Below are 11,127 nucleotides of genomic sequence, written 5' to 3' on the forward strand. Positions count from 1 at the left end.
TCGCGAAGCTCGGCAGGATAGGCGGGGGTGAATCTCTGCTTGGTCATAGGGCTCATCCTTTGAGTGTTTTACTCTCCGGTAAACCCGGGGCGGTTCAGAAGAGGGCAGAGCCGTCCTCGACCGATGCTGCCGTAAAGCGCTCGATCTTCGACGACGTAGATAAGTGACGACAATTATCTGCCGCAATCGGCTCGAATCGCGAACTGTCGAATAGGTCAGCGGCGTGCCCCACCTGATTTCATGTCCGCTACTAGGATTGCCCCCGACGAGCCGAACGGCGGCAATTAGAGCCCATCGCCGACACTCATGTTGGCGGCAGCAAGGCAGGCCTTTCGCTTGTGCAGCAGAAAACGCGGCCCAGAGCGGACTTTTGCGCTCAGTTCGGCGCTACATTGCAGCAATCACCAGACCTGCCATTGCATGCTTGGCGCGGCATTTTACGTTGGCCCGTTGACGGCAAGCGGCAACCACTTACTTCCGACCACGATTGTTGGTCCCCCAGTGGCAGGAACCGCTCGCGTGGGTTCTCGATCCGGCGGCGTAATCCCGATGCCGAATTGTCCTCACTCCAGCCCAGCTTTGCGCATAGGTGAACATCTTTCGGAGCACCTCGCCGACCCGGTTGGCGCACACCGGCGTTGGTTTCGATCCCTGCAGCTTGCGGGCGCGTCCCGCCCGTCTTCCTTCGCGCCCAGCGGATCGCCCCCGGCATCGATGTCGCGGCGCAATTCCTTCGCCCGTTCCCGCGCTGCCGCCGTCGACCATTCCGGCCAGCGCCCCAGCGTCATCCGCCGCTGCCGCCCGGCATGTCGGTAATCCAGCGTGAAGGCCCGGTTTCCGGAACGGTAGATGCAGATGGCAAATCCCCGCACCTCACTGTCGAAGATCTGATAGTCCCGGCCCGGTTCCGGTGCCGCCTCGCGCACCGATTTCTCGTTCAACCTCAATCGCTTCACCATGCCCAGTGCCTCCGACTTGCATCCCACATGAGGCTCAGCCTCGCGCGCATGGCAAGTCATACATCGCCGGTCAGACCGGCGGGGAGGCGGAAGGTGGCAGAACCTCGGGGGAGGGCTGCCGGTCAATGGCTCTGAAGGGAGAAACCTACACCCTCTGTTGATTAAACCGTGAATTGCAACGAGAGCCTGTCCTGCGTATTGTCAAGCTAGTTTCATCGGTTCCAACTCAACCACATGATGTGCCGCGCGATATATTCTCTGCTTGTTGTCCTGCTCGTGTTCGCGGGCGTGACGCAGCATGGGCAAAGTGCTGGCACAGCCGGACTGTCGGCCGATCACGTTGTCGCTTCGATCAGCCATCCCGGTGACAAAGGCGGGCATGAGCACGGCTCTCCGGGGGAAACCTCTCGGCACGATATGACCGATGCCTGTGCGATTGTATGTGTCGGCACATCTACGCCCTGGCTTGCTGCCGCGCAACTTGCGCCTGTTGAGACAGAGCATTCGCTGAAATGGCACTCTATATCGGAGACACGTGAGGGCCTTCTGGTCGGCCCCGGATACCGCCCTCCGAAATCCATCTGAACACTTGCTTGCCGCACCTTTCAAGGTGCCGAACATGGTTCGCCCTACGGGGTCTGATGGATTATTCATATGACTTGCACACTGAATCGCCGCGGCTTTCTGACCGCATCCGCTGCCATGGCCGCAGCTTTTGCCATCCCGCGCGCAGGCTTTGCTCAGCCAGCCGCGCTGGCATTGCAGGCAACGACGCGCACGCTTGACATCGATGGCCGCGCCGCCACGGTTTTCGGGCTGATCAACGGCAACGGAACACCCGGGCTTATTCTGGATCCGGGCCAGCGTTTCCTGCTGGACCTGACCAATGATCTGACCGAGCCGACGATCATTCATTGGCATGGACAGATCCCGCCGAACGCGCAGGACGGCGTTCCCGATATGCCGATGCCGCTGCTGAAGCCAAGAGAGACGCGTGCCTATGATTTTGAGGCCGCAGCAGGCACGCACTGGATGCACAGCCATGTGCCCATTCAGGAGATGCAGTTGCTGGCCGCACCCCTGATCGTCCGCCGCCCTGAGGATCTGCGAGTTGATCGGCAAGAGGTCACCATGTTCCTGCATGATTTTTCCTTCCGCCCGCCGGAAGAGGTGCTGGACGAAATCCGCTCGGGAAAGGGGCATGACGAGGCCGCCGAAGCCGAAATGTCGCAACCAGCCGGTCATGACATGGGGAGCGGTATGGCCATGAATGGGATGTCGGAAATGAGCGGCATGTCCATGCCCGGCATGACCGGGATGCAGATGGACCTGAACGACTTCGATTTCGATGCCTATCTGGTGAATGACCGCACATTGAGCGACCCGGAAGTTGTGCGGGTAGAAAAGGGTGGCCGGGTCCTGCTGCAGATCATCAATGCGGCTGCTGCCACGGTGTTCTGGATCGACAGCGGTGAGGTTCCGGGGCGGCTTGTGGCGGTGGATGGCCAGCCGGTGCAGCCTTTGCCGGGGACGCGCTTCGGTCTTGCCATGGGGCAGCGCCTGGATATCGAAATTGACCTGCCCGCAGGCGGCGGCGCGTGGCCAATCCTTGCGCTGCGCGAGGGGGCGCATGAACGAACCGGCCTGATCCTTGCGACCGCTGGCGCCAAGGTGCCGGTCATGCTTGGGATGGCAGACGAGGCCGCACCTGCATTCGATATCGACCTTGCACAGGAAGCCGCCTTGCGGGCCGTTGCTGCGCTGACGGAACGAGTTGCCGATGCATCACCCATGGTGATGCTGGGCGGGCAGATGCAGCCCTATCGCTGGACCATCAACGACCGCGTGTTCGAGGATCGGATTCCGGTTACGGCCAAAACAGGCCAGCGGGTCGAGATCATGTTCCACAACATGTCGATGATGGGCCATCCCATGCATCTGCATGGCCATCATTTCCAAGTTGTCGCGATCAATGGCAGACGGTTTTCCGGTGCATTGCGCGACACGGTCTATGTGCCGCCCATGTCGATGGTCACGGTGGCGCTGGATGCGGGCGAGGCGGCGGATTGGATGCTGCATTGTCACCACATGCCGCATCTTGCCAGCGGCATGATGACGACGTTCGCTGTCTCGGCGTGACGGGAGTGACATGATGTTTCAGCGACGCATGATCCTGACCCTGGCCCTTACCGCCCCGGCGATGGCCATCGCACCGCGCCTATCTTGGGCTGGTCATTCGCTTCCACCCGAATTCCGCAGGCAGCTTGAACATGACGCGAATGCGCCGATCTTCGGCAATCCTGACGGCGATGCGACTCTGATCGAGTTCTTCGACTATAACTGCCAGTTCTGCCGTGCGATGATGCCAGTGGTGGATGCCGTGTTAGGAGCCGATCCCGGCTTGCGGATGGTGATGCGGGAATGGCCGGTCTTTGGCGAGGGTTCGGTTTTCGCGGCCCGCGCGGCGCTGGCGTCGCGCAAGCAGGGCCGCTACGCCGACTTTCATCGCGCCTTGATGAGTCAGAAACCCCGGGCCGAAAGGGCCAGCGTCCTGCGTGTTGCGCGATCCATGGGTTTAGACACTCAGCAGTTGCAGCGCGATATGGGCGGCCCGGAGATTGCCCAACATATCCAGCAGTCCAATGCGCTGGCCGAGGCGATGGGGCTTGTCGGCACACCCACCTTCATCGCCGGATCGGATTCGCGCTTTGGCGCCATTTCATCAACGGAACTGGCCGAACTGGTTGCGGCCTCGCGTGGCAATTGAAGCATTTCACGAAAGGACAACGCTATGGATAATTCTGATCGACACAATAGCCAAGGAAGCCAGAGCGGCGGAAGCTATGGCCGTTTTGCGGCGATGATCGCTACCTCGACGGTGATCATGTTCGGGCTGATGTATCTGAACACCTGGGCGATGGATCATGTCTTTTTCAGCCAGACCCGGATGTGGATGGCGCTTTACATGGGCGGCGCCATGGCGCTGATCATGCTGGCCTTCATGCTTGGGATGTATCGCAACCAGCGCGCCAATATGACCGTCGCAGGCCTTTCAATTCTGGCCTTTGCCCTCGGCCTGTTTCTGGTTCGCAGTCAGGCAACGGTCGATGATACCGCCTGGATGAAGGCGATGATTCCGCATCACTCGATTGCGATCCTGACATCCACCCGCGCGGATATCTCGGATCCTCGCGTGCGGGCGCTGGCGGACAGCATCATCGAGGCCCAGACGCTGGAAATCGCGGAGATGAAGGCGCTGATCGCCGATCTGGAAGGCGGGCCAGCGGCGACGCCCGAGGTCGATGGGCGCTGATGCGATACGGTTCGGCAATCGCGGATCCCGCTGCGCTTGCCGCATTCATCTGAAGGTACAACCATTACGAGGAGCAATCACATGCTGACACGCAGACATTTCATCCGAACGACGACGGCGCTGTTCGCGGCCTCCGCCGCCAGCCCGCTTATGGCCTCGACCTGGCCCGACGCGGCGCAGAAGGCCGCCTGGGATGCCGAGGTGGAAGCCGGCGGCCCCAATCCTTGGGGCCTGCACCAGCGTTTCCTGCCGCAGCGGATTGTCGCGAATGACGGTCTGGTGCCGGGCGATATCCACGTCGATGCCGTGGCCCGATACCTGTACCACATCGAAGAGGGCGGCACCGCAATGCGTTACGGCGTGGCCATCGGTCGGGGCGATCTTTACGAGCCGGGGACCTATACAATCAAGCGCAAGGCCGAATGGCCGCACTGGACCCCGACCCGGAACATGATCGAGCGCGAACCCGAGGTCTATGCGCAGTATGAAAATGGCATGGAGCCCGGCCCCCGGAACGCGCTGGGTTCGCGAGCGCTCTATCTCTATCTCGGCGAGCGCGACACCTATCTGCGCATTCACGGCACGCCATTTCCGACCTCGATCGGCAGCCGCGCCAGTTCCGGCTGCGTCCGCATGGTCATGGCCCATATCAACGGGCTGTATCCACGGGTCCAGATCGGCGCGACGGCCTATCTCTATTCGCCGGAGGGCAGCGTGACGGCCGTCAGCTGAACGGCCGCCCTCCGGCGATGCCGGGTGTCAGGACGTGCGCGCGTTGCAGATATGGTTGCCATTTGCGGCGCGCAGCGGCACCAGCGTCGTCTCGACCGGCCCGGCGTGGTAATACCAATAGCAGTCATCCGCCGGATCGACGCGAGCCGTGGTCAGATCTTGATTGGGACCGGCGATGGCGACGACCTCGTTCGGGATCGGATAGGGCCAGGCCTCCTCGACGGCGATATCAGGCGTCTGTGCCGCGCATCCTGCTAGGATGAGAAGCGTCAGCGCGATTGCGGCGGTTCTTTTTTTCATGTGAAGCTCCTTGGGTGGGGTGGTGACGCGCGGGGTGTTAGGACGCGCTGTCCTTGGTCATACGGCTCTGGATTGCGCGCTCGCGTTCCGGCCAGGTGGATTTGATATAGGCCAGAACGGCGGCGATCTCGGCGTCGCTCATGACATCAGAAAAGCCGGGCATGTCGCTTTCATAACCATCCCCGACCACGGCGGCGGTGCCGTCACGGACGATCTGTTCCAGAAGCGCGTCGGCGTGATGCCATGTGTGGCCGGTCTCGTTATGCGGGGGCGCCGGATAGCGGCCATTTGCGAGTGGGGTCTGCCAGTCCGGCTGCCCTTCCAGATCGGCGCCATGGCAACTGGCACAGTTGTCGGCGTAGAGCCGCTGGCCAAGCGCGATGACGGCCTGATCCTGTGCGGCTGTCTCAGTCGCCGCGCTGCCGCGCCAGAGGATCAGGATCGCAGCGGCCAGACCGACCGCCGCGATGAGGATGAGTGCGTTGCGCGTCATCTGTTATCCGTCCAGCGGAAAGGCGCGCCCGTCACCGGCAATGCCGCCCCAGGCGATGACCTCGGCGGTGGCCTCGACCCCGCCGCCCATGCCCGGAGAGCCGGCGGGCATCCCCGGCACGGCGATCCCGGAGATGTCGGGACGCTGATCCAGAAGCTGCGTTATGGCCGCGAAGGGTACATGGCCCTCGACGATATAGCCGCCGATCCGGGTCGTGTGGCAGGACCACAGGTTTTCGGGCACAGCGGCGTCGCGCTTCATGCCGACATAGTCGCTGGCCTCAGTGATTTCGACCTCAAACCCCGCCTCGATGGCAAGGTCGGCCCAGGCGCCGCAGCAGCCGCAGCCGGGGTCCTTGGTGACACTCAGCAGGTTCGGCTTTGCATCCGAGCCGGTGGCGGCGAAGGCAAGGGTAGAGGTTGTCGACAGTATCGCCGCGACCGCAAGGATCGCCCCGCGACGCGAGAAATTGGGGTTGCTCATATCTGATGTCCTTCGGGATGTTGCGCGCCGTAGGGTCATTCATCCCTGTCATGGCGCAGTTGATCGACTTGTGGCCACTCGGGCCATGTGGCGTCAGAGAGCAGCGGATCGCGGAGGGGGCAGCGGCAAACGCGGCCTGGCGGATTTCATATCCTGCAGCGGGGGAATGTGCCGGATTCGGCGTGGCAACCGGGCCGCGTTCGCCGTGACTTCGGCATGGCCGATGGCGGCACAGGCCGCACAGTCGCCATGTGGAGAATCCGGCTGCGTGGTGCAGCATTCATGCGCGGCCGGCGGCACGGATGTTTCGGCTATCGAGGCCGTCTGCGACGCTTCCGCCGTTGCGGCGCCGGTCAGGGCCAGCGGCATCGTCACCGCCAGCATGACAGCAAGCAGGGCCGACAGCAGGAACCGCATCAGTCGCGCACCTTGTCCATCAATTCAACCACCTCACGGAACATCACCCTCTGCCGGTCCTGATCGCCAGATTGGATCGCGTCTTCCATGCAGCTTCGCGCATGATCCTCGATCAACAGGCGCTCGACCCCGCGCAGGGCCGAGCGGATGGCGGCGGTCTGGTTCAGGATATCGACGCAATAGCGCCCGTCCTCGACCATGCGCGACACGCCCTGCACCTGACCGTTCAGGCGGGAAAGCCGCTTCAGGATCGCGTCTCGGTTCTGCTTGTCATGCGCCAAGGAGGGCTCCGAACTTCAACATCTGCAGCTTGTGCTATACCCTCAAGGGGTATAGAGCAAGTCTGATATACCCCCTATAGGTATCTGCCGGGAGAGAGTCATGGACCACAAGCACGATCATTCGCATAGGCAGCACGATCACGGGACACACGGTGGCGCACCGGCACAGGCTGATCCCGGTAAGGCCATCGACCCGGTTTGCGGCATGCAGGTGACGATCAAGCCCGAGGCACGCCAGCGCGACTATGAGGGACAGACCTTCTATTTCTGCTCGGACGGTTGCCAGTCGAAGTTCGACGGCGATCCGTGGTTCTACGCCTCGGGCGCGGCGGTCAAGGTCGAAAAATCCGCCCCGGCAGGCACGCAATGGACTTGTCCGATGCATCCCGAGATCGTGCGCGATGAACCAGGCGCCTGCCCGATCTGCGGCATGGCCTTGGAGCCGATGATTCCCTCGGACGAACCCAGCCACGAACTGACCGACTTCACCCGCAGGCTCTGGGTCAGCGTGGCCGCCGCTGTGCCGCTGCTGATCCTGACCATGGGCGAGATGGTAGGCATTCCGGTCCGCGACTGGATCGGACACCGCACCGCCGTCTGGCTGGAGTTTCTGCTGGCCACGCCCATTGTGCTCTGGGCGGCGCGGCCTTTCTTTCAGCGAGGGCTGGATTCCTTCAAAAACCGCTCACCGAACATGTGGACGCTGATCTCTCTGGGTGTCGGCGCGGCCTATCTCTATTCGCTGTTCGCGACTATCCTGCCGGGTATCTTTCCTGAAGAATACCGGATGGGCGGCATGGTCGGCACCTACTACGAGGCTGCCGTCGTCATCGTCGCCCTGGTCTTTGTCGGGCAGGTGCTGGAACTCAGGGCGCGGGAACGCACCGGTGATGCGATCCGGGCACTGATGGATCTGGCACCTAAGACGGCGCGGCGCATCCTGCCCGATGGCACGGAATATGACGCGCCGCTGGAAAACATCACGGCCGGGGACCTCTTGCGCGTGCGGCCCGGCGATAGCGTGCCGGTCGATGGCGAGGTGGTCGAGGGGCGGTCCTCCGTCGACGAAAGCATGATCACCGGCGAGCCGGTGCCGGTCGAGAAGGTGCAGGGCGACCGCGTGACCGGCGGCACGATCAACAAGAACGGCACGCTGGCGATCCGCGCCACCGATGTCGGCGCCGATACGGTGCTGTCGCAGATCGTGCAGATGGTGGCCGGGGCGCGGCGGTCCAAGGCGCCGATTCAAGGGCTGGCCGACCGGGTGTCAGCCATCTTCGTGCCGACGGTGGTGGTGATCGCGGTGCTGGCCTTCATCGTCTGGCTGATCTTCGGCCCCAGCCCCTCATATGTCTTCGCCATCGCCTCGGCGGTCTCGGTGCTGATCATCGCCTGTCCCTGTGCGCTTGGGCTGGCGACGCCGATTTCCATCACCACGGCGGCGGGGCGGGGCGCGCAGGCGGGCGTGCTGGTGAAGAATGCCGAGGCGCTGGAGCTGATGGCCGAGGTCGATACGCTGATCGTTGACAAGACCGGCACGCTGACCGAAGGCAAGCCTGCACTGACCGATGTGACCAGCTTCGGTGACGTGCCCGAGGGCGAGTTGCTCGGTGCTGCGGCGGCGCTGGAACGGGCCTCGGAACACCCGCTGGCCGAAGCCATTGTCGAAGGCGCAAAAACGCGCGGGTTGAGCCTTGGTAGTGGCGAGGAGTTCGAAGCTATCACCGGCAAGGGCGTGATCGGCAAGGTCGATGGCCGCGACGTGGCGCTTGGCAATAACGCGCTGATGACCTCGCTTGGCATCGACTGCGACACCGGAGAGGACACCGCCGACCGCCTGCGCGGCGAGGGCAAGACCGCCATGTTCGTGGCGCTGGATGGCAGGCTGGCCGGTCTGGTCGCCGTGGCCGACCCGATCAAGCCAACTGCCGAGGCGGCGATCCGCGAGTTGCACGATCTGGGCATCAAGGTGATCATGGCAACCGGCGACAACGAACGCACGGCGCAGGCGGTGGCGAGCAAGCTGGGCATCGACGAGGTCCGCGCCGGGATGCTGCCTGAGGGCAAGAAGGATCTGATCGACGGGCTGCGCGGCAAGGGGAACAAGGTCGCCATGGCGGGCGACGGGGTAAACGACGCGCCCGCGCTGGCTGCGGCGGATGTGGGCATCGCCATGGGCACTGGCGCCGATGTGGCGGTCGAAAGCGCCGGGCTGACCCTGCTGGGCGGCGACCTGACCGGCATCGTCCGCGCCCGCAAGCTGGCCGTGGCCACCATGCGCAATATCCGCCAGAACCTGTTCTTCGCCTTCGCCTATAACACGGCTGGCATCCCGGTTGCCGCCGGTCTGCTGTATCCGTTCTTCGGAATATTGCTGTCACCGATGATTGCCGCCGCCGCCATGTCGCTGTCCTCGGTCTCGGTCATCGCCAATGCGCTGAGGCTGAAACGGGTGAAGCTATAGGGTTGAGGAGGTGGCGTGTGGGTTTGAAATTTCGGTTTCAGCCCGATCAGGGTAGTCCAAAACAGATGACGCGGCTTTCCATCAGGGCGACGACATAAACGACAACCGTTGGAGATGTGAGTTTTCTTCTCAGCGGGCCCTCTCTTGCTGGCAACGCATGGGCCGCACTTTTGTTGTCAGACTTACGATGCTGGAAAAATCATCTACCTCAACGCCACCTCAACCCTTGGCTGCAGTTCTCGTGCAGGTTGTTCCGTCAGATGTCGCTCAATGCAGTTGAGCGTCGGCATGGAAATCGCAATAAATCAATCGATTGTCCCGTAACATACTGAAATTACGGGGTGCCCGAATTTCGCCTCTGATCTGCTCATAACCTGAAGGTCGTAGGTGCAAATCCCGCCCGACCATTAGCTCGTGCCGGTCTCTCGTGATCTTGCCCCTGAATGTCGGCTTATACAGATTGTTGCCAATGCTGCGCCGCACTGCCGCAAGTCGGCTCTCCGCCCTTTTCGACGCTTTCCCTCTGGCGTCGACGGGATTATTCGGTGCAGATAGTGTCATGAATCATTTCCTTTTGACCGCAATGAAAACAAATAATTCTTGACATGAACACCTTGCGCGCAACGCGTCGCTCGTGTGGACTGACACAAGCCTCAGTCGCAGCCTCGGCCGGGATCAGCCTGCCGACGCTGCGGGCGCTTGAGCGGGGTGAGGGTGGTGTGCGGGCGTTGGCCGCGGTGATGGCGGTGCTGGATCTGCGCTGGGGCTGGGCGCCGGATCGTGTGCAGGCGGCGCGGGCTTTGGCTGATCGGCGGCGGGCGCGGGGATTCAGCCAGGCGCAACTGGCCAATCGGATCGGGGTCAGCCGACCGGTTGTCATTGCGCTCGAACGAGATCTGGGCGCGACGGTCGCGACGCTGGTCAGGGCGGCGGCGGTGCTTGGCGTCAGGTCGGTGCTACGTGCGGCTCCCTCGGGACGTGGTGGTCTGGTGCCCGCGACAAATTGCCTGGCGCAGGATCTGGTCATGACGCCGCCGGAGCTGGCAGCAGTTGTGATCGGGCATTTCGCCGGGCGAATGTCGGGCACGGTGCTGGATCCGGCCAGAGGGCAGGGGGCGTTTCACGACCGCTTTCCCGCCTGCCTAGCCCGGCATTGGTGCGAGATCACCGAGGGACGCGATTTCCTGGACTGGCACGAGCCGGTCGACTGGGTGATGAGCAATCCGCCCTGGTCGCGGCTGCGCGATTTCAGCCGCCATGCCATGCGGATCGCGCCGAATATCGTCTGGCTCGCGCCGCTGACCAATCTGACGACCAAGGCGCGGCTGCGAGATCTCGACGAGGCCGGGTTCGGCATCGCTGAGCTGGTGCTGATCGACACGCCGAAGGGCTGGCCGCAGAGCGGCTTTCAGCTGGTCGCGGCCTGGCTGCGCAAAGGACACAGCGGAGGATGGTCGGTGACGAGGCTGGTGAAGGAGCCGCAGAGCTCCGGGATGTGATCAGGGCGCCGGTGCGCCCTGATCGGGCGCATCGTCCTGCAAGGCGTCATCATCGGGATTGACGTCGAAGACGCGGGTGAACAGGAATGCTTCGGCTTCGGCTTCGGCTTCGGCTTCGGCTTCGGCTTCGGCTTCGGCTTCGGCTTCGGGGATGCGCCTAGGTTTGGCCTTGAGGGCCAATTTCGC

At 62.9% G+C, this 11,127-nt stretch carries 12 protein-coding genes and 1 pseudogene; 6 read left to right on the forward strand and 7 right to left on the reverse strand.

Going from position 1 to position 11,127, the window contains the following annotated elements; all coding sequences use genetic code 11:
- Positions 1-505: 505 nt before the first annotated feature.
- A pseudogene (locus ACFOMH_RS20200) lies at positions 506-959 on the reverse strand (Arm DNA-binding domain-containing protein); the annotation flags it as partial.
- 654 nt (positions 960-1,613) lie between these two features.
- Between ACFOMH_RS20200 and ACFOMH_RS20205 the strand changes: the two are divergent.
- From ACFOMH_RS20205 to ACFOMH_RS20220, 4 genes are all read left to right on the forward strand, one after another.
- Positions 1,614-3,098, forward strand: coding sequence for a multicopper oxidase family protein (locus ACFOMH_RS20205; RefSeq protein ID WP_377746735.1), 1,485 nt, complete (start codon positions 1,614-1,616; stop codon positions 3,096-3,098).
- 28 nt (positions 3,099-3,126) lie between these two features.
- The gene (locus ACFOMH_RS20210) at positions 3,127-3,726 is read left to right on the forward strand and encodes a DsbA family protein (RefSeq protein WP_230383201.1); all 600 of its coding nucleotides are present in this window, start codon (positions 3,127-3,129) and stop codon (positions 3,724-3,726) included.
- 93 nt (positions 3,727-3,819) lie between these two features.
- Positions 3,820-4,272 (forward strand): DUF305 domain-containing protein, encoded by a 453-nt coding sequence (locus tag ACFOMH_RS20215; RefSeq protein WP_010400332.1) that lies wholly within the window; start codon positions 3,820-3,822, stop codon positions 4,270-4,272.
- A gap of 81 nt (positions 4,273-4,353) precedes the next feature.
- Positions 4,354-5,004, forward strand: coding sequence for a L,D-transpeptidase (locus ACFOMH_RS20220; protein WP_119886903.1), 651 nt, complete (start codon positions 4,354-4,356; stop codon positions 5,002-5,004).
- Positions 5,005-5,031: 27 nt separating this feature from the next.
- Here ACFOMH_RS20220 and ACFOMH_RS20225 read toward each other — a convergent pair whose 3' ends face one another.
- From ACFOMH_RS20225 to ACFOMH_RS20245, 5 genes are all read right to left on the reverse strand, one after another.
- Entirely contained in the window at positions 5,032-5,304 is a 273-nt protein-coding gene (locus tag ACFOMH_RS20225) for a hypothetical protein (RefSeq protein ID WP_119886902.1), read from the reverse strand.
- Positions 5,305-5,341: 37 nt separating this feature from the next.
- Positions 5,342-5,797 carry a c-type cytochrome gene (locus ACFOMH_RS20230; RefSeq protein ID WP_119886901.1) on the reverse strand — a complete coding sequence of 152 codons (456 nt, stop codon included), beginning with the start codon at positions 5,795-5,797 and terminating at the stop codon, positions 5,342-5,344.
- A gap of 3 nt (positions 5,798-5,800) precedes the next feature.
- Positions 5,801-6,280 (reverse strand): DUF411 domain-containing protein, encoded by a 480-nt coding sequence (locus ACFOMH_RS20235; RefSeq protein ID WP_119886900.1) that lies wholly within the window; start codon positions 6,278-6,280, stop codon positions 5,801-5,803.
- 93 nt (positions 6,281-6,373) lie between these two features.
- Positions 6,374-6,697 (reverse strand): hypothetical protein, encoded by a 324-nt coding sequence (locus ACFOMH_RS20240; protein WP_377746738.1) that lies wholly within the window; start codon positions 6,695-6,697, stop codon positions 6,374-6,376.
- On the reverse strand, positions 6,697-6,978 hold the full coding sequence (locus ACFOMH_RS20245; protein ID WP_036702648.1) for a metal-sensitive transcriptional regulator: 282 nt from the start codon (positions 6,976-6,978) through the stop codon (positions 6,697-6,699). The genes ACFOMH_RS20240 and ACFOMH_RS20245 overlap by 1 nt, the downstream gene beginning before the upstream one ends.
- A 100-nt stretch (positions 6,979-7,078) precedes the next feature.
- Here ACFOMH_RS20245 and ACFOMH_RS20250 point away from each other — a divergent pair, with 100 nt between their 5' ends.
- Both ACFOMH_RS20250 and ACFOMH_RS20255 read left to right on the forward strand, forming a co-directional pair.
- Entirely contained in the window at positions 7,079-9,442 is a 2,364-nt protein-coding gene (locus ACFOMH_RS20250; RefSeq protein WP_377746739.1) for a heavy metal translocating P-type ATPase, read from the forward strand.
- Between the two features lie 605 nt (positions 9,443-10,047).
- Positions 10,048-10,941 carry a helix-turn-helix transcriptional regulator gene (locus tag ACFOMH_RS20255; RefSeq protein ID WP_377746741.1) on the forward strand — a complete coding sequence of 298 codons (894 nt, stop codon included), beginning with the start codon at positions 10,048-10,050 and terminating at the stop codon, positions 10,939-10,941.
- Here the strand turns inward: ACFOMH_RS20255 and ACFOMH_RS20260 are convergent.
- Positions 10,942-11,127 (reverse strand): hypothetical protein (locus ACFOMH_RS20260; RefSeq protein ID WP_377746742.1); only part of this gene is annotated, 186 nt, incomplete at its 5' end. It lies immediately after the preceding gene.

It is taken from the genome of Paracoccus mangrovi (assembly GCF_042648425.1).
Classification (GTDB): Bacteria; Pseudomonadota; Alphaproteobacteria; order Rhodobacterales; family Rhodobacteraceae; genus Paracoccus; species Paracoccus mangrovi.